Origin of the sequence: Terrabacter tumescens, assembly GCF_014646815.1 — a bacterium.
Lineage (GTDB): Bacteria > Actinomycetota > Actinomycetes > Actinomycetales > Dermatophilaceae > Terrabacter > Terrabacter tumescens.
Genome location: NZ_BMNZ01000001.1, coordinates 77,702 through 99,388, shown reverse-complemented (window position 1 = coordinate 99,388; position 21,687 = coordinate 77,702). Strand labels below are relative to the sequence as shown.

The window sequence follows — 21,687 nt, the reverse complement described above, 5'->3', positions numbered from 1 at the left end:
GCCTCACTGTGCCGCCGGTGCGGCCTCCGCGCCAGAGTCCGTGCGCCGAGGTGACGCATCTGACAGACGAGCGGTCGTGATCGCGACGCACATGCCGGCGGCGGCCAGGCACAGGGTCCCCGCGACGTACCAGGCCAGCGTGTAGGCACCGAGGTGGTCGCGCACGAGCCCGGCGCCGAGGGCCGCGGCCGCCGCCCCGAGCTGGTGCGAGGCGAAGACCCAGCCGAAGACGATGGGCGCCCGCTCGCCGTAGGCGCTGCGGCACAGGGCGATCGTCGGAGGCACCGTGGCGACCCAGTCGAGGCCGTAGAAGAGCACGAAGGCCAGCATGTTGACGTGCATCGAGTCGCTGAAGAGCGACGGGAGCAGGAAGAGCGAGGCGCCGCGGAGCGTGTAGTACGCCGCGAGCAGGACCCGCGGGTCGACCCGGTCGGTCAGCCAGCCGGAGAAGATGGTGCCGACGACGTCGAAGACCCCGACGAGCGCGAGCAGCCCGGCTGCGGTGGTCGTCGGCATGCCGTGGTCGTGGGCGGCCGGGATGAAGTGGGTGCCGACGAGCCCGTTGGTCGACGCGCCGCAGACGGCGAAGCTGCCGGCGAGGAGCCAGAAGACGCGGGTGCGCGCGGCGTGGCGCAGGGTGTCGACGGCGAGCCGCGCCGGGTGTCCGGTGGGTCGGGGCGGCCGGGTCACCGACGTGCCGGCGGGCGCCCCGTAGGAGGTGATGCCGAGGTCGCTCGGGTGGTCGTGCAGCTTCCACACCACGAGGGGCACGACCGCCAGGGCCGCCACCGAGGTCGCGACGGCGGCGCTGCGCCAGCCGTGCTGGCCCGCGAGCCAGGCGAGGAAGGGCAGGAAGACGAGCTGGCCGGTCGCGCCCGCCGCGGTGAGCACACCCGTCACGAGGCCCCGCCGCTCGACGAACCAGCGACCTGCCACGGTCGCGACGAGCCCCATCGACATGGCGCCGGTGCCCATCCCGACGACGATCCCCCAGCAGAGCACGAGCTGCCACGACTGCGACATCCAGACCGGCAGCAGCGACCCGACACTGACGAGGACGAGCGCCACGGCGACGACCCGCTGGATGCCGAGCCGCTCCATCAGCGCCGCGGAGAAGGGAGCAGCGAGGCCGAAGAGCACGAGGTTGACCGAGACCGCACCGCCGATGACGCCCATGGGCCAGCCGAACTCGTCGTGCAGCGGCGTCATGAGCACGCCCGGCGTCGAACGGAATCCGGCCGCTCCGATGATCGTCAGGAAGGTGACGACCGCGACCCACCACGCGGGGTGCAGACGGTGGCGTGCGGCGGAGGGCAGCGATGCGCCGGAGCCGGCCCCGAGGGCGTCGTCGGCGGCGGAGTGTCGGTCGGTGAGGCTCACGGGCCCAGCCTGCGGCATACGCCATCGGTCGAACGAGTGGCCGGAGGGACATCATGTGAAAGGATCTGGCCATGCGACACGCAGCAGGACGGCCCCACCTCGTCGTCGTCCTCGCCCTCGACACAGCCATCGCCTTCGAGGTCGGCCTGCCCCACCGGTTCCTGCGGGCCAGCGCGCTCGACCCCGGGTGGCCCGGCCCGCCGACCGGAGCGGCACCGCCCTACGACGTGCGCCTCGTGACCCTCGACGACGGCCCCGTGACCACCTCCGCGGGGTATGCCGTGCTGCCGACCCACCCGAACTCCGAGCTCGCGCGCGCGGACACCGTCGTCGTGCCGGGCATCAACAGCGACATCGTCGAGACCGGGCGGTTGCCCGACGAGCTGCACCGCCTTGCCGCGACCGCCCGACCCGATGCGCGCTGGCTGTCCATCTGCACCGGCGCGTTCGTCCTCGCCGCGCTCGGCAAGCTCGACGGTCGCCGGGCCACGACGCACTGGTGCCACGTCGACGCGTTCCGTCGGCACTTCCCCCAGGTGCAGCTCGACCCCGACGTGCTCTACGTCGACCACGGCGACGTGCTCACCTCCGCCGGCAACGCCGCCGGCATCGACCTGCTGCTGCACGTGCTGCGCTCCGACCTCGGCACCGAGGCCGCCAACCGCGTCGCCCGCGGAGCCGTCGTGGCGCCGTGGCGTGCCGGCGGGCAGGCGCAGTTCATCGACCGCCCCGTGCCCGACGAGTCCGACACCGGCACGGGCGCGACCCGCGTGTGGGTCCTCGAGCACCTCGACGAGCCGATCGGCCTGTCGGACCTGGCCCGTCACGCCGGGATGAGCGTGCGCACCTTCACCCGACGCTTCCGCGAGGAGACCGGTGAGACGGCGGGCGCGTGGCTCGCCCGCGCGCGCGTCGACCGCGCCCGGCACCTGCTCGAGACGACCGACCTGCCCGTCGACCGCGTCGCGGAGGCGGCCGGCTTCGGCACGAGCGCGTCGCTGCGCCAGCACCTCGCGGCCGCCGTCGGCGTGTCACCGCTCGCCTACCGCCGCACCTACCGCGCCGACTCCGCCTGAGGCGGGCACGGCCGCTCAGGTGGCGATCGGGAGGTGGGGGTGCACCGGCGAGCGCCCTTGGAACGACAGGATGGCGGGGTTCTGCACCACGCCGCCGCGGATCTCGATGGCGCGGCGGATGGTCGGGCTGGCCTCCCACGCGTCGGGGCCGGCCATGACGGTCGGCAGGAACGGCAGCAGGGCCTCGCTGATCTCCCACGTCGCGGCGTCCCAGAGGTAGGACGGGCTGTGGTCGACGGCGTAGTAGAGCACGTGGTCGCCGACGACGAACGTCGGCTCGGTGAAGGTCGTCGGGCGCGCCCAGCTGAACCCCATGCCCTCGTCGCAGGACACGTCGACGACGAGGCTGCCCGGGCTCATGCGCTTGAGGTCGTCCTCGGTCATGAAGGTCAGCGGGGCGTCGGTGTCCTGGAGCACGCAGTTGACGACGATGTCGTGCTCGGCGAGGAACTCCTCGAGGGCCACCGGCCCGGCCTCGGTGACCGCGTGGCTCGCCCGCGTCGTCGTGTCGTCGGTGTCGAAGTGCACGATGGTGGCGGAGTGGATGGGCGCGGCGACCGCCGCCCGCTGCCGGTGGGTGAGCACGTCGACGTCACCGATGCCCAGCGCGTTGAGCGCGGTGACGGCGCCTCGCGCCGTGGCGCCGAAGCCGATGACGACCGCGCGGCGGTGCGGACCGTAGTCGCCCGAGATGCCCGCGAGCGAGAAGGCGTGCAGCACCGAGCAGTAGCCGGCGAGCTCGTTGTTCTTGTGGAAGACGTGCAGGTTGAACGAGCCGTCCTTGTTCCAGTGGTTCATCGCCTCGAAGGCGATGAGCGTCAGCTGCCGGTCGATGGCGACCTGCGTCAGCTGGGAGTCCTGCACGCAGTGCGGCCAGCCCCAGAGCACCTGCCCGACCCGGAGGGCGGTGATGTCGCTGAGGAGCGGCTTGGGCGCGAGGATGACGTCACACTGCGCCACGAGCTCGTCTCGGCTGCGGAAGCCACCGACGAACCGCTCGAGCTGGTCGTCGGCGACGCCGTGGCGCAGGCCGTAGCCGTGCTCGAGGAAGATCCCGGACCTCAGCGCCTCGGGGATGCGGTCGAAGTGCCTGGGGTGCAGCGGCAGGCGGTGCTCGTTCTCCTTGAGCGACCGTCCCATGACCCCGACGCTGAGCTGCGCCATGCGCGAACCTCCTGTGGGCCGGCCCGCGCCCTCCCCGGCGACCGGCCGCCGGGGCTCGGGTCGGGACCGACCTCGCCAGCGTACGCGCGTCAGGCCGTCGAGGCGGCGAGCTGGCCGCAGGCTCCGTCGATGTCCTGCCCGCGCGTGTCGCGGATCGTCGTCGGGATGCCGTGGGCCCGCAGCCGCTCGACGAAGTTCTGCTCGACGCCCGGTCGGGACGCCGTCCACTTCGAGCCGGGCGTGGGGTTGAGCGGGATCGGGTTGACGTGGACCCAGCCCCGGCCGCGGCGGTTGAGCTTCTCGCCGAGCAGGTCGGCGCGCCAGCCCTGGTCGTTCATGTCGCGGATGAGGGCGTACTCGATCGACACGCGACGACCCGTCGCCTCGAAGTAGCGGTAGGCGGCGTCGAGCGCCTCGTCGACCGACCAGCGGGTGTTGATCGGCACGAGCTCGTTGCGCAGCTCGTCGTCCGGCGCGTGCAGCGACAGCGCGAGCGTCACCGGGATGCCCTCGGCGGTCAGCTTGTCGATGCCGGGCACGAGACCGACCGTCGACATCGTGATGCCGCGCGCCGACATGCCGAGGCCCTCGGGCGTCGGATCGGTGAGGCGCCGGATGGCACCGATCGAGGCCTTGTAGTTGGCGAGCGCCTCACCCATGCCCATGAACACGACGTTGCTGACGCGCAGGGGCTCCTCGCGGTCCTCGTCTCCCCCACCGGCGAGCTCGCCCCGCCGCAGCGCCCGGGCGGCCCAGACGACCTGCTCGACGATCTCGCCCGCCGACATGTTGCGGGTCAGACCCGCCTGACCGGTGGCGCAGAACGGGCAGTTCATGCCGCAGCCGGCCTGGCTCGAGATGCAGATGGTGACGCGCTTGGGGTAGCGCATGAGCACCGACTCGACGATGGCGCCGTCGTGCAGTCGCCAGGCGTACTTCATCGTCTGCCCGTCGTCGGCCACGCGCTGCACGATGGGGGTCAGCAGCGTCGGGAGCAGGTCGGCGACGAGCTCGGACCGCACGGCCTTGGGCAGGTCGGTCATCTGCTCGGGGTCGTCCTCGAGCCGCTCGAAGTAGTGCGTCGAGAGCTGCTTGGCCCGGAAACCCTTGTGGCCCAGTGCCTCGACGGCCGCCTTGCGCTCGGCCGGGCTGAAGTCGGCGAGGTGCCGCGGCGGCTTGCCACGGCGGGGCGCCTGGAAGGTCAGCTGCCCCGGCACGGGGCGGGCGGTCGTCGGCTCGGGCAGCGCGACGGGAGCGGCCTCGGAGGGGACTTCGGAGGCGGGGGCTGGGGTCTCAGTCATCTCCTGTCCATTGTCTCAGGTGGAGTCAAAACGCGCCGTGGGCGCGAGCCGAGGAGGTATGCCGTCCCCCTCGCCGGACGACCGCGCGCAGTCGCGCGCCGCGGACCGCTGCTCGGCAACCGCGTTGCCGCCGTCGACGACGAGCACCTGGCCGGTGACGTAGGAGGACTCGCGGCTCGCGAGGAACGCCACTGCGGCGGCGACCTCGTCGGCCGTGCCGGAGCGCCCGAGCGGGGTGGCCCGACCTTCGCGTGCCTCGTCGTCGGTCTGTGAGCCGGTCGCCACCCAGCCCGGGGCGACGGCGTTGACGGTCACGCCGTGCCGTCCCTCGTCGACGGCCAGGGCACGCGCGAGCCCCAGCAGGCCCGCCTTCGCCGTGGCGTAGGCGACCTCGTCCCGCATGGCCATGACGCCGCCCGTCACGCTGCTGACGAGGACGAGCCGGCCGGCGCCCGAGGCCCGCAGGTGCGGCAGGGCGGCCCGGCTGACGAGGTAGGCGGTGTCGAGGTTGCGGGCGAGCGAGCGGCGCCACCGGTCCGGGTCGGTGGCCAGCAGGTCGCCCCCGAGCGTGTCCGGCTCGGCGGCACTGGTCATGCCGGCGTTGTTGACGACGACGTCGAGGCGGCCGTGCTCCGCGACGCAGCTCCCGACGAGCGCGTCTGCCTGGGACTCGTCGGTGAGGTCGCCGACCCGGCCCGTCGCCAGCAGGCCCTCCGCGCGCAGCTCGGCGACGCGCTCGTGGACGCGGTCGGTCGTGGCTCCGAGGACGACCGCCGCACCGAGGCGCCCGAGCAGCCGCGCGGTGGCCATGCCGATCCCGCTCGGGCTCCCCGCCCCGGTGACGAGGACGACCCGGCCGGACTGGTCGAAGGGCAGGGTCACGGGACGTCCGGCCGCAGGTTCGCCGTCACGCTCAGACGGGCTTGGCGGCCAGCAGCGTCAGGACGGCCCAGACGATGGGCGCGACGACGACGAGCGAGTCGAGGCGGTCCATGATGCCGCCGTGCCCGGGGAGCACGTTGGACATGTCCTTGATGCCGAGGTCGCGCTTGATGAGCGACTCCATGAGGTCGCCCACGGTGGCCGCGATGGCCACGCCGACCCCGAGCGCGATGCCGATGACCCACGAGTGGTCGAGCAGGAAGTGGACGGACAGCGAGCCGCCCACGACGCAGAAGAGGACCGACCCCGCGAAGCCCTCCCACGACTTCTTGGGACTGATGGTGGGCGCCATGGGGTGCTTGCCGAGGAGGACGCCCGCGGCATACCCCCCGACGTCGCTGCAGACGGTCGTGATGAGGAAGACGAAGATCCGCCCGACGCCGTCCTCGGGGGCGAGCAGCAGCACCGCGAAGCCGACGAGGAAGGTCGGGTAGGTGGAGATGAAGACGCCGCCGAGCACGTCGCGCCCGGCTCCGTCGAGCCGCCCGGTGCCGCGCCACAGCACGACGGCCAGGCAGGTGAGGCACCAGGCGACCACGAGACCGGCGGGCCCGTGGACGTAGGCCGCCCACAGCATCGCCACCATGCCGACGACCGGCGGGACGAGCGGCGCCTCGACCGCTGCGTGCCGCAGGGCGCCGCGCAGCTCCCAGATGCCGATGCCGACGGCGACCGCGACGACGGGAAGGAACGACTCCTTCTTGATCAGGAGCGTGGCGACGATGACGATGCCGAGTCCCACCCCGACCGCGATCGCGGCCGGGAGGTTGCGACCGGCACGACTCTGCTTCTTCTGCAGCACCTCCTCGGCGGGGATGCCGGCGAGGTCGTCGAGACTCGGGTCGTACGGGACGGGCTCGAGGGGCCCGGACCCGCCGTCCTGCGCCGGGGGTGCAGGCTCCACGGGGTCCGACGGGGAGTCAGTCGTCATCATCGGGTCGAGCATCGAGGTCACACCTCGAGCAGCTCGGACTCCTTGGCCTTGACGAGCACGTCGACGAGGTCGGTGTGCTTCTTGGTGAGCCCGTCGAGCTCCTTCTCGGCGCGCGTGCCGTCGTCCTCGCCGACCTCGCCGTCCTTGACGAGCTTGTCGATGTCGGTCTTGGCCTTGCGACGGATGTTGCGCACCGAGACGCGAGCGTCCTCGGCCTTGCCGTGCGCGAGCTTGATGTACTCCCGACGACGCTCCTCGGTCAGCTCCGGCATGACGCAGCGGATCTGGTTGCCGTCGCTGCTCGGGTTGACGCCGAGGTCGGAGTCACGGATGGCCCGCTCGATCTCGTGCATCGCCGACTTGTCGAACGGGATGACGAGGATGGTGCGCGGCTCGGGGTTCTGGAACGAGGCGAGCTGCTGCAGCGGCGTCGGCGCACCGTAGTACTCGACCGTCAGCTTGTTGAACAGTCCCGGGTTGGCACGGCCGGTGCGGATGCCCGCGAAGTCCTCCTTGAGGACCTCGACGGCCTTGTCCATCTTCTCCTCGGCCTCGAACATCGTCTCTTCGATCATGGGTCTTCGGTTCCTCGTCCCTCGTTCGTGTCGTGTGCGGTGCGGCGCTGCTCGCCTGGTCACGCGGACCCGGCGCGGCGGCCGGGGTCAGGCGTTGGTGACCAGCGTGCCGATCTTCTCACCGAGCAGGGCGCGCGTGATGTTTCCCGCGCCCTCCATGCCGAAGACGACCATGGGCAGCTTGTTCTCCATGCAGAGGCTGAAGGCTGCGGCGTCCACGACCTTGAGGCCCTCGACGATGGCGTCCTGGAAGGTCACCGTCTCGAGCTTCTTGGCCTCGGGGTTGGTGCGCGGGTCGGCGTCGTAGACGCCGTCGACGCCGTTCTTGGCGATGAGCACCGCGTCGCACTTGATCTCGAGCGCGCGCTGCGCGCTCACGGTGTCGGTGGAGAAGAACGGCATGCCGGCACCGGCGCCGAAGATGACGACGCGGTGCTTCTCGAGGTGGCGGATGGCGCGGCGCGGGATGTAGGGCTCGGCGACCTGCTGCATGGCGATCGCGGACTGGACCCGCGTCTCGACACCCTCCTTCTCGAGGAAGTCCTGCAGGGCGAGGCAGTTCATGACGGTGCCCAGCATCCCCATGTAGTCGGCACGGGTGCGGTCCATGCCGCGCTGCTGGAGCTCGGCGCCGCGGAAGAAGTTGCCACCGCCGATGACGACGGCGACCTCGACGCCACCGCGCACGGCGTCGGCGATCTGCTTGGCGATCCCGGCGACGACGGCCGGGTCCAGGCCGATGCGGCCACCCCCGAACACCTCTCCGGAGAGCTTGAGAAGGACCCGGTGGAAGGGGGTCGTCTGGGCGTCGGTCATGGCGCAGGGCCTCCTCGTGGGCAGCGTTCCGGCGGTCGGTCGATCTTTCCACACCGGGCGGCCATCGGCCGCATCGGGCGTCAGGCCCCGAGGATCCCGGGCAGGGCAGCGGCGAGCCGTGCGTAGTCGTCCTCGTCGTTGTACGGCGCGGCGGCGAGCCGCAGGTATCCGCGCCCCTCGAAGGACACGGGCGGGACGACGAGGCCCGCGGCATACAGCTGCTGCCAGAGCGCCTCCGCGGACTCGGTCGTCGTGGCCACGCCGTCCGGCAGCGCGACGAGCCGCAGGCAGGGGGCCGAGCGTATGCCGGCACGCGGGTCGGGCGTGCCGAGCGCGGACCGCACGTGCTCGGCCCCACGGACGAGCAGGTCGGCGTTGCGCGCCACCTGCTCCCACCCGCCGAGGTCGCGCCACGCGGCGAGGCCGTCGGGCACGGCGACCCACGACGAGTGGTCGACGGTGCCCTGCAGGTCGAAGCGCTCGGGATAGGGCAGGCCGTGGCTCCACGACGTGACGAGCGGGCGCATCGCCTCGCGGTGCTCGGGCGCCACCCACAGCGTCGCGGCGGCCCGCGGCGTGTAGGCCCACTTGTGCAGGTTGCCCGCCCAGAAGGCGACGCCGAGGCCCTCGACGTCGAGCCCGGGCAGCGCTCCCGGCACGTGGGCGGCGTCGACGAGGACCGGGACGGGTGCCACGGCGGCCGCGACGGCCGCGACGGGCAGCTCGAGCGCCGTCGGCGAGGTGAGCTGGTCGATGACGACGAGGCGGGTGCGGTCGGTCATGGCCTCGGCGAGGGCTGCGACGACGTCGGCCGGGTCGGCGTCGACGGCGAAGGTCGCCGTCCGCAGCGTCGCGCCCCGCGCCTCGGCGGACCATCCGGCCGTGAGGTAGCCGTGGTTGCTGACGACCACGTCGTCGCCCGGTCCGACACCGAGGCCCTGCAGCACGACCCCGACGGCCTCGGTGACGTTGCGCACGAGGGCCACCCCGTCGGCCGGCACGCCGATGAAGTCCGCCGCCGACTCGCGCGCCGTCGCGAGCGCCGACGGCAGCTCGTCACGGAAGGCCCGCATCGGGGCCTGCTCGATGCGGGTCCGGGCGCGGTCCTGGGCCTCCCGGACCGACCTGGGAACCGCGCCGAAGGCGCCGTGGTTGAGGTGGGTCAGGTCCGGGTCGAGCTCGAACAGCTCGGCGATGTCACGACGCACCCGGTCATCCTGCCCCACCTCACCGGGCTAGCTGCGACAGGCAGGTGGCCGACGCCGGGTCGGAGGCCCCGGTGGCCGGCCGCTGGGCCGCGGCGCGACTGCGGCCGAGGTTCCAGCCGAGGAGGTCGTCGGGCGTGGGTGCGGGTCGCGTGGAGAGGATGCAGGAGGAGACCGGTGCAGGCAGGCCGGCTGCGATGGTCGGGTCGGCGTCGGCGCCGAGCCCCGCCAGGTAGTACGGGTCGAGCCTGCCGGTGGCCTGGTAGCGGTCGATGTTGCGCTGGGCGACCCACGCCTCGGGGTTGGCGAGGCCACCGACGAGCACGAAGACGGCCGCCGAGACGAGGGCGGCCCGCGGGAGCCACCACCCCGAGAGCCGCACCCCGGCCACGAGGACGAGCACGACGAGCAGGCCGAGCCAGAGCTCGAAGGCGTCGACGAGGACACGCAGCAGGGTGAAGCCGTAGGCCTGCTGGTAGAGGTCCATCCGGTGCAGCGCCGACGCGACGACGACGAGCGTCAGGGCGCAGAGGGCCCCCAGCGAGACCCGGAGGACGAGCCGCTCGCGCGCCGTCGACCGGGGCGCCTTGCGCACGGCGAGCGCGACGGTGGCGAGGGTGAGCACCGTGGCCGCGGTGAGCTGGCCGAAGCCCTGGTGGACGTACTCGGCATACGTGAGCCCGGTCGTGCGCTGCACGTAGTCGTGGCCACCGAAGAGGGCGGCCGCCTGCGCCACGACGAACGCGGCGAACAGCGCGACGACGAGGCCGACCGGGACCACCCACTCCCACAGGCGAGCGACGGGGCGTCCCTCCGGCAGCACCACCCGATCCACGCGTGGCGGGTTGAGCGCGACGTAGCCGGCCGCGAGCAGCGCGCCGCCCATGACGAAGCCGACGAAGAAGCGGAACGTCAGGCCGTCCCAGGGGAACTGCGGCACGAGCGCCTGGGCCCACGAGCCGAAGACCGCGTCGCCGGAGGCGAACAGGCCCCCGAAGACGACGAGCGCGACGAGCGAGATCGCCACCGTGCGCACGACGGGCCACAGGACGTTGATCCGGCTCGTGACGGCCACGGTGCGTCCCAGCAGGGGCAGTCCGCGGACGGCCGCGAGCGGCCACGACGCGAGCCCGGCAGCCAGGGACAGCAGGCCCTTGGCGTCGGTGAGCGCCGTCGTCAGCACGACGACACCGAGCATGACGGCGATGACGGTCAGCCACTCGGCCGCCCGCAGCACCGACAGCGACGCGAGGGCCACGCACAGCACGCTGCTGAGCACCGTCCACCGGGCCCGGCGACGCTCTGTCGTGCGCCACAGCACGACGCCACCGACGAGCAGCACGCCGAAGAGCGCGACGCCGATCCCCCGGTAGGGCAGCACGATCGCCGAGAGGACACCGACGCCGAGGCAGGTGAGCAGCAGCCGCACCTGGGGGACGAGACCCGCCTCGGGCCAGAGGTCGCCGAAGAGCGAGTCGATGACCGGCTTGGGCGCCCCGACCGGGACGGTGGCGTATGCCGTGTGGCCGGTCGACGGGCCGGCGCTCCCTGTCGACGGGGCTGGGCTGGGTCCTGCTGCAGCGGGGACGGGTGCGGGCACGGTGCTCTCCTCGGTCGGGACGTCGGCCCGGCGGTCGTCGGGTGGTGTGGTGTCGGGGGTCTTGGTGTCGGTGGGCCGCTCGGCGGCAGCTGGGGGCGCTGCCGCTGGGGACCGCGGCAGGACGGCGCGGATGCGCGCGCCGTGCTCCCCCGCCGGCGGGCTGACGGCGGCGATGGACCCGCCGTGCAGCTCGCAGACCCAGCTGGCGATGGCCAGCCCGATGCCGGTGCCGCCGCCGGCGTCGTCGCCGGAGCCGAAGCGGTCGAAGATGCGGTGGCTCTGCTCGGGCGGGATGCCGCTGCCCTCGTCGGCGACCATGAGCCACCAGCGGTCCGGGCCCTCGGGGCCGGCGCTCACGGTGACCCGACCACCGGGCGGGCTGTGCCGGTCGGCGTTGTCGAGCAGGTTGGCGAGCACCTGCTCGAGTCGCGCGGCGTCGGCGGTGACGTGCAGGTCGGCCGGGACGTCGACGACGTGGACGGTGCCGCGTCGGGACACCCCGGCCTCGGCCACGGCACGGTCGACGAGCTGCCGGACGTCGACCGCCGCGAGCGCGAGCGGCGTGCGACCGCCGTCGACCCGGCTGAGGTCGAGCAGGTCGCCGACGAGGGCGCCGAGCCGCTCGGCCTGGGCCAGCGCGGTGCGCAGCACGGCGTCGTCGGGGTGCACGACGCCGTCGACGAGGTTCTCGAGCAGTGCCTGCTGGGCCGCAAGCGGTGTCCGCAGCTCGTGCGAGACCGTCGCCACGAGCTGCCGGCGCTGCTGGTCGGCGCCGGCGAGGTCGGCTGCCATCGTGTTGAAGGCGTCGGCGAGCACGCCCACCTCGTCGGCGGACGTCGCCGTGACACGACGGGAGTAGTCCCCCGTCGCCATCCGTGACGCCGCCGCGGTCATCTCTCGCAGCGGGGACGTCATGCCGCGGGCCAGCCACTGGGTGACGCCGAGCGCCGCGGCGATCGTCACGGGGAGCGTGAACCAGCCGGGCACGCCGGCGCGGTCGCCGATGACCGAGACGAGCGAGGCGGCCATGATGCTGGCCGCGACGAGCAGGCCGAGCTTGGCCTTGATCGAGCGGATGCCGTCGAGCGGCCGGTCGGCGTTCACGGCGCGTCCGGGGAGTCTGCTGAACCAGCTCGGTCGATGGGGTCGGTCAGGTCGAGCATGCCCGCGGCGCTCGGGGTCTCGGGCACCGGGCCGGTCTCGAGGGCGTAGCCGACGCCGTGGACGGTGCGCACGCGGCCGGCACCGACCTTGGCGCGCAAGGACTTCACGTGGCTGTCGAGGGTGCGCGTGCCACCGGAGTCGGCCCAGCCCCAGACCTCGCGCATCAGCTCGTCGCGCTCGCGCACCGCGCCCGGGTCGGCGGCGAGCGCCAGGAGCAGGTCGAACTCGAGCGGCGTCAGGTGCACCTCGCTCCCCCGGGCCGTGACGCGGCGCGAGCCCCGGTCGACGGTCAGGTCGCCTACGGCGAGCACCGGCGGCTGCTCCGCGGCGAGCTCACGGGCCCGGTCGACCCGGCGCAGCAGGGCCCGGATGCGCGCCACGACCTCCCGCATCCGGAAGGGCTTGGTCACGTAGTCGTCGGCCCCGACGCCGAGCCCGACGAGCAGGTCGGTCTCGTCGGCCCGTGCCGTCAGCATCAGGACGGGCACCGGCCGCTCCCCCTGGATGCGACGGCACACCTCGAGCCCGTCGAATCCCGGCAGCATGAGGTCGAGGACGACGAGGTCGGGTGCGTGCTCCGCGTGAGCGGCGACAGCGGAAGGACCGTCGAACGCCTGGACCACCCGGAAGCCCTCTGCCACAAGCCGATCCGTGACCGCCTGGTTGATCGTCGGGTCATCCTCGACGACGAGCAGCGTCGGCGATGCAATGTCGGGCGACGGTGCGGCATACCCCTGGTTCATGTCACCGAGCCTAGGAGCGGGCACGCGGGTGGTGAGGGTGCGACGTGTGGAGATCCTGTGAAGCCCGGCCGGGCCCACACCGGCCCGGCCGGGCACTCCCACCCACCACGGTGGCTCAGATGAAGAGCAGCTGCGCGCCCTCCGTCAGCTCGATGAAGTCGGAGGCCGAGATGATGCCCTCGACGTCGTCCCGCAGGTCCTTCTCGCCCAGGTGCTGCATGTCGGCCGACATCCGGCACGCCCACAGGTGACCGCCGGAGGCGACGATCTGGTCGAGGAACTCCGGGACCTCGGGCACGTCGAGGTCGGCAATGGCCTTCTTCATCTGCGAGGTGGCGAGGTGCGTCATCCCGGGGATGCCGCCGAGCCCCTGGGGCATGTGCGTCGCGGTGTTGCCGAGCATCGTGAACTTCAGCTCGCCGGACGTCTTCCTGTTGATCATGTCGAAGCCCCAGAAGGTGAAGAACAGGTGCGTCTCGATCCCTTCACCCAGAGCGGCGTTGGCGAGGATGAGGCCCGGGTAGGCCATGTCGAGGTTGCCCTTGCTGCAGATGATCGCGAGCTTGCGACCCTGCGACTCCGGCGCGTCGAACGACGGCACGAACGGTGCGGTCTCGGTGGTCTGGGTGGTCATCACACACATCCCTTCGGCTTGGGCAGGCCCGCGACGTAGGCCATCTTCTTGGCCGGCTTGCCGGGGAAGAGCTCGAAGAGGGACTTGACTGGGGTTCCGGTCTGCGTGCTGACCCGGCGCAGGGTCGCCGTCTCGCCCTGGAGCGCGAAGTCGTCACGCAGGAAGTGCACGAGCTTCCAGTGCTCGTCGGTCAGCTCGATGCCGATGAGGCGGGCGAGCTCCGCACCGAGGTCGTCCGACCACTGGTCGGGGCGGGTGAGGAAGCCCTCGTCGTTGACCTCGACGGCATGGCCGGCGATCGTCGTGGTGGGCATGGGGACGCTCCTTTCAAGCGCTCACGGGGGCGGGGACCTTCCCCGCCATCGACATCTGCGCGGGCAGGCCGAGAGGTCGTCCGGGGAGCAGGAGGTTCCAGTAGATGTGGCGGAACGCGAGCTTGCCGATGTGGTTGGCGCGCGACTCCTTGAGCAGCGTCATCGGGCCGAGGCGCGGCAGCGGGAAGGTGCCGGTCAGGGGCTCGGTGTCGTAGTTGAAGTCGAGGAGCATCGCCTTGCCCCCGCCGGACTCGACGAAGCAGTTGGCGTGCCCGTCGAAGGCGTGGCTCATGGGGCGACCGGCGACGTGCTCGAGGAAGTTGTCGACGAAGACCTCGACCGAGAAGTGCGCGACGGAGCCGGCCTTGGACGTCGGGATGTTGCTCGCGTCCCCGAGGACGAAGATCGACGGGTGCTCGGTGGACTGGCTCGTGTGCTTGTCGACCGGGACGTAGTTCAGCTCGTCCCCGAGGCCCGACCGCGCGACGAAGTCGGCGCCCATGTTGAGCGGGATCGTCACGAGCTGGTCGTAGGCGACCTCGCGCTCGTCGTAGGAGACGAGGACGCGGCGCTCCTGGTCGACGTGCTCGACCATGAAGTCTGTCTCGACCGTGATGCCCTTGTCGGCGAGCAGGTGACCGAGCTCGCGGCTCGCGACCGGCTTGGTGAAGGCGCCGTCGAGGGGCGTGACGAAGACGATCTCGGTGCGCTCGCGCAGACCGCGGCGGCGCAGGAAGTCGTCCGCGAGGAAGGTGAACTCGAGCGGGGCCACGGGGCACTTGATCGGCATCTCCGTGACGTGCACGACCAGGCGTCCGCCCACGAACGAGGCGAGCGACTCCCGGAGCGCCGTGGCGCCCTCGAAGGTGTAGAACTCGCCGACGCTCCGGTGCCACTCCGGTCCGAGCATCCCCGGCGTCTGGTCGGGTCGGGCCGAGGTGCCGCTGGAGATGACGAGCTCGTCGTAGCCGAGCGTGCGTCCGTCGACGAGGGAGACCTCGCGGGCCTGCGGGTCGATGCGGTCGACGTCACCGAGGACGAGCTCGACGCCGTCCGTGATGAGCGCGTGCCGGCTGCGCCTGACCTGGTCGGGCTCGATGAGCCCGAAGGGCAGGAAGAGGTAGCCGGGCTGGTAGTCGTGGACGTCGTCCTTGTCGACGACGGTGATACGCCACTCGCTGGTGGGGAGACGGTGCCTCAGCTTGTTCACGACCATGGTGCCGGCCGTGCCCGCTCCCAGAACCACGAGGGACCTCATGGTGGTGGTCATGGTTCGACGGTACCCCGGAGGGTATGCCGTCGGCTGTGAGCCAGCAGACAACGGGGCTGTGACCTCGGAGACAGAAGGCTTGCCTCACAAGCAGATCCGCCCCTCCGGGCCGAGGGGCTCAGGTGCCCTTGAGCCACCGGCCGAAGAGCCGGGTCACGAACGGCAGCAGGACGTAGGTCATCCATGGGGTCGCCACGAGGGTCGTGACGAGGACGCGCACGGCAGCCGGCCAGTCCCCGCTGAAGGGCGAGAGCAGGTAGGTCAACGCCAGGCTCGTCGGGAAGAAGGCGATCCAGATGACGCTCGCCTGCTTCCACCGCGGCGGTGCTGCGGAGGCGCCCGGGCCCGCCTCGTGCACCGACGACGTCGCCGGCTCGTCGAACCAGCCCTCGATGCCCGTGCGGTACTCCGTACGCCGGTGCTCGACGAGGTCGGCCGCGGAGCGCAGCCACCGCATGCGCTCGGGCGAGCGCTCCCACGCGTCGAGATGCGCTCGCGAGTCGAACCGGTAGAGCATGTGCCAGTCCTCGGCGCCCGAGCGCACCCACCCGGCCCCGAGGAAGCCCTCGAACCGCTCGGCCATCGACGTGCCGGCGTGCACCCACGCCTGCATGAGCAGTTCGTCCTCGGGCGCGACCCGGCGGGTGATCGACACGGTCAGCGGACCGTCGACCGCGCTCGCCGGCGTGGGCCCGGTCGCGATGCCGGTGCCGGTGCTGGTGCTGGTGCTCATGCTCGAGGGTCTCCTCTGGGGATGGTCCGGCGGCAGGCGGGTCGGTCAACCCGGCCCCGGACGCGACGATGCCGGCCGCCCCTCAAGGGGGCGACCGGCATACGTCGTCGTGATGCGCGGGTTCTGCGCTACGAGTGGTGCACTGGCACCAGGGAGGTCAGGACCTCACTGGCCGACGCGGAAGCGTGCGAAGGACGTCGCCTGGGCGCCGCCCTCCTCGAGCACCTTGCCGACGGTCTTCTTGGCGTCCTTGGCGAACGCCTGCTCGAGCAGGACGTTCTCCTTGAAGAAGCCGTTGACGCGACCCTCGATGATGCGGGGAAGGGCAGCCTCGGGCTTGCCCTCCTCCTTGGCCGTGGCCTCGGCGACGCGACGCTCGTTCTCGACCGTCTCGGCCGGGACCTCGTCACGCGTCAGGACGGTCGGGCTGAACGCCGCGATGTGCATCGCGACGTCGCGGCCCACGGCCTCGTCGCCACCCTGCAGCGCGACGAGGACGCCGATCTGCGCGGGCAGGTCGGGGCTCGTCTTGTGCAGGTAGGACACGACCTTGTCGCCCTCGAGGCGCGCCACGCGGCGGACCTCGATCTTCTCGCCGATGGTGGCGTTGGCCTCGTCGAGCAGCTCCTTGACGGTCTTGCCGTCCTCGAGCGTGCTCGCGAGGAGCGAGTCGGCGTCGGTGGCGCCGGCCGCGACGGCCTGCGTCAGGACCTGGTCGGCCAGGGCGATGAACTTCTCGCCCTTGGCGACGAAGTCGGTCTCGCAGTTGACCTCGACGAGGGTGCCGACGCCATCGGTGGCCGAAGCCGCCACGAGACCGTTGGAGGCCGAGCGGCCCTCACGCTTCGTGACGCCCTTGAGGCCCTTGACGCGCAGGATCTCGACGGCCTTGGCGCGGTCGCCGTCGGCCTCGTCGAGCGCCTTCTTGACGTCCATCATGCCGGCGCCGGTCTGCTCGCGCAGCGCCTTGATGTCAGCGGCGGTGTAGTTCGCCATGCTCTGTATCGCTCTTTTCGTCAGTGGAGATTGACTCGTGTGTCAGCTGGTCGGGCTGGTGCGAAAAGGCCGTCAGGCCTTCTCGGCACCGGCCGTCGCGTCGGCAGCCGGGGCCTCGGCAGGAGCCTCGGCAGGGGCCTCGGCGGGGGCGTCGACCGCGATCTCGGCGGCGACCTCGGGGGCCGGCGTCTCGACGGGGGTCTCGACCGGCGCCTCCGCAGCAGCGGCGTCGGCGTAGAGCTCGCGCTCCCACTCCGCCAGGGGCTCCTCGGCCTGCGCGTCGGCGCCGGACTTGCCGGACGAGCGCTGGACGAGACCGTCGGCGACGGCGTCGGCGATGACCCGCGTCAGCAGCGTGACGGAGCGGATCGCGTCGTCGTTGCCGGGGATCTTGTAGTCGACCTCGTCGGGGTCGCAGTTCGTGTCGAGGATCGCGATGACCGGCAGGCCGAGCTTGCGGGCCTCGTCGACGGCGAGGTGCTCCTTCTTGGTGTCGACGATCCACACGGCCGAGGGGACCTTGGCCATCGTGCGGATGCCACCGAGGGTCTTCTCGAGCTTGATCATCTCGCGCTTGAGGATGAGCAGCTCCTTCTTCGTGTAGCCCGAGCCGGCCACGTCGTCGAAGTTCAGCTCCTCGAGCTCCTTGAGGCGCGTGAGGCGCTTGGAGATCGTCTGGAAGTTGGTGAGCATGCCACCGAGCCAGCGGTGGTTGACGTAAGGCATGCCGACGCGCGTCGCCTGCTCGGCGATGGGCTCCTGGGCCTGCTTCTTCGTGCCGACGAAGAGGATGCTGCCGCCGTGGGCGACGGTCTCCTTGACGAACTCGTAGGCGTTGTTGATGTACGTCAGCGACTGCTGCAGGTCGATGATGTAGATGCCGTTGCGCTCGGTCATGATGAAGCGCTTCATCTTGGGGTTCCAGCGACGGGTCTGGTGCCCGAAGTGGACGCCGCTCTCGAGGAGCTGGCGCATGGTGACGACGGCCATGCCGTGTTCTCCCTTGTTTCGTTGTTGTCAGTTGTGCGTGGGCGCTGGCGCTCGGCGGTCACGTGGAGCACGTGGCCCGGCGGGCGGCATACGACCTCACTCCTGGCGCCTGACGCACCCCGCCCCTCCGCGAGCGGATGGGGACTGCCGTGGTGCGACCCGGTCCGGCGGACCGGCAGAAGACGCGCGAATTTCGGTCCCGTGCGACGAGCACACGTGACCGCCAGCCATCGTACGTCCTGACCCGGGTGGTGGAGAAATCGTGGCGACCCGACACAATGGCCCGCATGGCGCACTGGGTTGAGACGATCCCGACCTTCGTCGTCCTCTCGGTCGTCCTCTTCCTTCCCGGCTGGCTGCTCGTGCGTGCGCTCGGGGCCCGCGGCCTCGAGGCGCTGGCGGTCTCCCCCGCCGTCTCGACCGGCCTGATCGCCGCGTTCGCGACCGTCGCCCAACGGGTCGGCGTGCGCTGGGGGCTGCTGCCGCTCGCCGTCGTGACGGCGGTCTGCGTGGCGCTCGCCTGGGGCGGGATGCGCGTCTTCGGCCGGCACGACCCCGAGCTCGGGGCGGCCCGCCGCCTGCTCGGCCGCCCCCGCCCCGACGCCGTCGTGGCCATCGTCATCGGCGCCGTCCTCGCGCTCGCGACGATCCTGCCGGCCATGGGGCGCCCCGACGAGCTCGTCGACTCCCCCGACGCGGTCTACCACCTCGGCCGGATCAAGACGTTCCTCGAGTCGGGCAACTTCTCCATCGCCAACCCGACGTTCTACCCCAACGGCTTCCACTCGTGGATCGCCACCGGGCTGCTGCCGGGCGTCGCCGACGTGCTGCCCGGCACCAACGTCGCGACGATCGTGCTCGCCGCGCTCGTGTGGCCGATCGGCTGCGTGGCCCTCGTGCGCCACGCGCTCGGCACGTCCCGCCTCGTCACGTATGCCGCGGGGTTCGCCTCCGCGGCCTTCATCGCCTTCCCGACGATCCTCCTCGGGTGGGGCGTGCTCTGGCCCAACCTCATGGCGACCGCCCTCACGCCGGGCGCCCTCGCCCTGTTGCTGCAGGCCGCGCGCTCGAGGCGGATCGGCCAGTGGCTCGGCTTCGTCGCGGCGATGCCCGGCCTCGCCCTCATCCAGCCCAACGCCCTCGTCGCCCTCGTCGTCTTCGCCCTCGTCTGGTTCGTGACGGCTCGCCTGCGGGCCGGCCTGCTCCGCCACCTGTCGTGGTGGGTGGTCGCGCGCGACCTCGCCGTGGTGGCCGCCGTCGGCGTGGCGGGGCTCGTGGCCGCACCCGTCGTCTCGGCCCAGCTCGCCTCGACCCAGTCCTACCAGTGGAAGGACCGCGTGCCGGTCTGGACGGCGCTCGTCGAGGTGGTCGGCGGCCGGCTGCAGATCCCCGACGTGCTCTGGGGGCTCGTGGTCCTGCTAGCCCTCGGGATCGGCTGGATCGCACTGCGCGTCAGGGCGGCCCTGCCGGTCGTGGCGATGTGGTTCGCCTGCGTCGTGCTCTACGTCATGGCGGCGTCGTCGACGCTGTCGTGGACCTCGCTCGTGACCGGCTACTGGTACAACGACAAGGTCCGGCTCGCCTCGCTGGCCGCGGTCCCCGGTGTCGTCCTCGTCGCGGCCGCCGCCCCGGCCCTGCGCGAGCTGCTGCGCAAGGTGCCCGCGCTCGGGTCGCGCCCCGTCGCCGTGGGCCTCGTCGCCGTGCTCGTGATCCCCGTCCTCACGCTGGGGCTCAACGGGGCCACCCGCCACCGCATGCTGAGCGGATTCTTCCGCCCCACGTCGCCCGAGCGGGTCATCCTCTCGTTCGAAGGCCAGGACTCGCTGCGCCGCCTCGCCGCGCTCATCCCCGCCGGCCAGGGCGTCGTGGGCCGCCCCGAGAACGGCTCACCCCTCATGTGGCCGCTGTTCGGCACCAACACGCTCTACCGCTCGATCCCCATCCCCACGACGGGCGACGAGATCGTCATCGGCACCGGGTTCAACGACATGGAGCACCGCCCCGACGTGTGCGAGGCCATGGCGCGCCACGACATCCGCTGGGCCGTCGACTCGACGCACGTCTACTGGCTCGACCGGCCCGAGCGGTCCTCCGGCCTCAAGGACCTCGCCCACGTCGACGGGGTCGAGCCGGTACGCACCGACGGCGACTACACGCTCTACCGCGTCACCGGCTGCGGCCTCGGCGCGGCCGGCTGAGCCGGCCACACGGCATACGTCCACTTCTTCGCGCATTTCTCCGGCGATGGGCGTAACGCTTTCGTCCCGTCCGCGATGGTGAGGGTGGAGATCCCACACGGACCCCCTGACCGGGTGGGATCTCCACCCACGTCCCGCGGCAAGGACCCCTCCACAGCCGCCGCGAGTCGTGTGAGCCCCCGCCACGTGCCCCGGCGGGGGCTCTCCCACGTGGCGGGCCGATCGGTCGACGGCACCCGTGGCTACGCTCGGGCCATGAGCTCGCCGCTGATCTCGCGCATGCAGCCCTTCGGCACCACGATCTTCGCCGAGATGTCGATGCTGGCCACCCGGACCGGTGCCATCAACCTCGGCCAGGGCTTCCCCGACACCGACGGCCCGCGCGTGATGCTCGACGCGGCCAAGGCGGCCATCGACGCCGGGCGCAACCAGTACCCGCCCGGCCCCGGCGTCCCCGAGCTGCTCGAGGCGGTCGCCGCCCACCAGGAGCGCTTCTACGGCATCCGGCTCGACCCGTCGTCGCAGGTGCTCGTCACCGTCGGCGCGACCGAGGCCATCGCGTCGGTCGTGCTCGCGCTGTGCGAGCCCGGCGACGAGGTCGTCACCTTCGAGCCGTACTACGACTCGTATGCCGCCACGATCGCCCTCGCCGGAGCGACCCGCCGCACGTCGGTGCTGCGCTTCCCCGACTTCGCCGTCGACGAGGCGTCGCTGCGGGCGGCGTTCTCGCCGCGCACCCGCCTCGTGCTGCTCAACACCCCGCACAACCCCACGGGCAAGGTCTTCACGCGCGACGAGCTCGAGCTGGTCGCATCTCTCGCCCGCGAGCACGACGCGTGGGTCGTCACCGACGAGGTCTACGAGCACCTGGTCTTCGACGACGCGCAGCACGTGCCGGTGGCGACCCTGCCGGGGATGGCCGAGCGGACCATCACGATCAGCTCCGCCGGCAAGACGTTCTCCGCGACGGGGTGGAAGGTCGGATGGCTCTCGGGGCCGGCCGAGGCGGTCGCCGCGGCACGCACCGTCAAGCAGTTCCTCACCTACGTCGGGTCCGGCCCCTTCCAGCCGGCGGTGGCCGTGGCCCTGGGTCTCGGCGACCAGGTGTATGCCGGCCTGCGCGACTCGCTGCAGGCCAAGCGCGACCTGCTGTGCTCGGCGCTCGAGACGTCCGGGCTGCAGGTCGCCCGCCCGTCGGGGACGTACTTCGTCATCGCCGACGCCGCGCCCCTCGGCGCCGTGGACGGGCTGGACTTCGCGCGACGGCTGCCCGAGATCGCCGGCGTGGTCGGGGTGCCCGTGTCGGTCTTCCACGACGACCAGGACGCGGCGCGCACCCTGGTCCGGTTCGCGTTCTGCAAGAAGGACGAGGTCCTGCTCGAGGCGAGCCGTCGCCTCGCCGCCGCCGGCACCCGCCCCCGAGTCGAGTGAGCCCCCACCCCACCACGAGTCGAGCGAGCGCCCCACCCCAACAGCCCCATCCCCTCGAGTGAGCGCCCCACCCACCCCAAAACATCGAGTGAGCACCCCACCCCACCAGTCACACCCACTCGAGTGGCCTCCCCGCCCCAGCCTGTCCACACCCCCAGGTTCGGACCGTCGGCCGTCCACAGGAACGTGAGGCGGCCGGCGAGCCACCATGGTCCGGGCGA

Annotated in this window: 19 protein-coding genes; 3 read left to right on the top strand and 16 right to left on the bottom strand. The window is 72.0% G+C overall.

Annotation, left to right across the window (positions count from 1 at the left end; all coding sequences use genetic code 11):
- Positions 1-3: 3 nt before the first annotated feature.
- Positions 4-1,380: an MFS transporter gene (locus IEY30_RS00480; protein ID WP_030146631.1), complete on the bottom strand. Its 1,377-nt coding sequence runs from the start codon at positions 1,378-1,380 to the stop codon at positions 4-6.
- Between the two features lie 71 nt (positions 1,381-1,451).
- On the opposite strand from IEY30_RS00480, the gene IEY30_RS00475 reads away from it, so the two are divergent.
- Positions 1,452-2,456 carry a GlxA family transcriptional regulator gene (locus tag IEY30_RS00475; protein ID WP_030146632.1) on the top strand — a complete coding sequence of 335 codons (1,005 nt, stop codon included), beginning with the start codon at positions 1,452-1,454 and terminating at the stop codon, positions 2,454-2,456.
- A gap of 15 nt (positions 2,457-2,471) precedes the next feature.
- On the opposite strand, the gene IEY30_RS00470 is transcribed toward IEY30_RS00475, so the two are convergent.
- The 15 genes from IEY30_RS00470 to rpsB all read right to left on the bottom strand — a co-directional run bounded on the left by IEY30_RS00470 (position 2,472) and on the right by rpsB (position 17,837).
- Positions 2,472-3,620 carry a N(5)-(carboxyethyl)ornithine synthase gene (locus tag IEY30_RS00470; RefSeq protein WP_030146633.1) on the bottom strand — a complete coding sequence of 383 codons (1,149 nt, stop codon included), beginning with the start codon at positions 3,618-3,620 and terminating at the stop codon, positions 2,472-2,474.
- 89 nt (positions 3,621-3,709) lie between these two features.
- Positions 3,710-4,921: a dual-specificity RNA methyltransferase RlmN gene (gene rlmN / locus IEY30_RS00465; RefSeq protein WP_052358207.1), complete on the bottom strand. Its 1,212-nt coding sequence runs from the start codon at positions 4,919-4,921 to the stop codon at positions 3,710-3,712.
- A gap of 15 nt (positions 4,922-4,936) precedes the next feature.
- Positions 4,937-5,803, bottom strand: a complete 867-nt coding sequence (locus IEY30_RS00460; protein ID WP_081920296.1) for an SDR family NAD(P)-dependent oxidoreductase — start codon at positions 5,801-5,803, stop codon at positions 4,937-4,939.
- 31 nt (positions 5,804-5,834) lie between these two features.
- Entirely contained in the window at positions 5,835-6,797 is a 963-nt protein-coding gene (locus tag IEY30_RS00455; protein ID WP_030146636.1) for a phosphatidate cytidylyltransferase, read from the bottom strand.
- Positions 6,798-6,814: 17 nt separating this feature from the next.
- A complete protein-coding gene (gene frr, locus IEY30_RS00450; RefSeq protein ID WP_030146637.1) occupies positions 6,815-7,372 on the bottom strand; it encodes a ribosome recycling factor in 558 nt (185 codons plus the stop codon).
- Between the two features lie 87 nt (positions 7,373-7,459).
- A complete protein-coding gene (gene pyrH / locus IEY30_RS00445) occupies positions 7,460-8,188 on the bottom strand; it encodes a UMP kinase (protein ID WP_030146638.1) in 729 nt (242 codons plus the stop codon).
- A gap of 80 nt (positions 8,189-8,268) precedes the next feature.
- Entirely contained in the window at positions 8,269-9,396 is a 1,128-nt protein-coding gene (locus IEY30_RS00440) for an aminotransferase class V-fold PLP-dependent enzyme (RefSeq protein WP_030146639.1), read from the bottom strand.
- A gap of 19 nt (positions 9,397-9,415) precedes the next feature.
- Positions 9,416-12,097 (bottom strand): DUF4153 domain-containing protein, encoded by a 2,682-nt coding sequence (locus IEY30_RS00435; RefSeq protein WP_030146640.1) that lies wholly within the window; start codon positions 12,095-12,097, stop codon positions 9,416-9,418.
- Entirely contained in the window at positions 12,094-12,900 is an 807-nt protein-coding gene (locus tag IEY30_RS00430) for a response regulator (protein WP_229674824.1), read from the bottom strand. Before IEY30_RS00430 ends, IEY30_RS00435 begins: the two co-directional genes overlap by 4 nt.
- 115 nt (positions 12,901-13,015) lie before the next feature.
- Complete coding sequence (locus IEY30_RS00425) at positions 13,016-13,534, bottom strand: DsrE/DsrF/DrsH-like family protein (RefSeq protein ID WP_030146642.1); 519 nt, start codon at positions 13,532-13,534, stop codon at positions 13,016-13,018.
- Positions 13,534-13,848 (bottom strand): TusE/DsrC/DsvC family sulfur relay protein, encoded by a 315-nt coding sequence (locus IEY30_RS00420; protein ID WP_030146643.1) that lies wholly within the window; start codon positions 13,846-13,848, stop codon positions 13,534-13,536. Before IEY30_RS00420 ends, IEY30_RS00425 begins: the two co-directional genes overlap by 1 nt.
- Positions 13,849-13,861: 13 nt before the next feature.
- Positions 13,862-15,118 (bottom strand): type III sulfide quinone reductase, selenoprotein subtype, encoded by a 1,257-nt coding sequence (gene sqr, locus IEY30_RS00415; protein ID WP_229674770.1) that lies wholly within the window; start codon positions 15,116-15,118, stop codon positions 13,862-13,864.
- Between the two features lie 118 nt (positions 15,119-15,236).
- Positions 15,237-15,851: an antibiotic biosynthesis monooxygenase gene (locus tag IEY30_RS00410; RefSeq protein WP_030146645.1), complete on the bottom strand. Its 615-nt coding sequence runs from the start codon at positions 15,849-15,851 to the stop codon at positions 15,237-15,239.
- Between the two features lie 165 nt (positions 15,852-16,016).
- Positions 16,017-16,847: a translation elongation factor Ts gene (gene tsf / locus IEY30_RS00405; protein ID WP_030146646.1), complete on the bottom strand. Its 831-nt coding sequence runs from the start codon at positions 16,845-16,847 to the stop codon at positions 16,017-16,019.
- A gap of 72 nt (positions 16,848-16,919) precedes the next feature.
- Entirely contained in the window at positions 16,920-17,837 is a 918-nt protein-coding gene (gene rpsB, locus IEY30_RS00400; protein ID WP_030146647.1) for a 30S ribosomal protein S2, read from the bottom strand.
- Between the two features lie 287 nt (positions 17,838-18,124).
- On the opposite strand from rpsB, the gene IEY30_RS00395 reads away from it, so the two are divergent.
- Positions 18,125-20,035, top strand: coding sequence for a DUF6541 family protein (locus IEY30_RS00395; RefSeq protein WP_043415668.1), 1,911 nt, complete (start codon positions 18,125-18,127; stop codon positions 20,033-20,035).
- A gap of 255 nt (positions 20,036-20,290) precedes the next feature.
- Entirely contained in the window at positions 20,291-21,466 is a 1,176-nt protein-coding gene (locus IEY30_RS00390) for a pyridoxal phosphate-dependent aminotransferase (protein ID WP_030146649.1), read from the top strand.
- Positions 21,467-21,687: the final 221 nt, after the last annotated feature.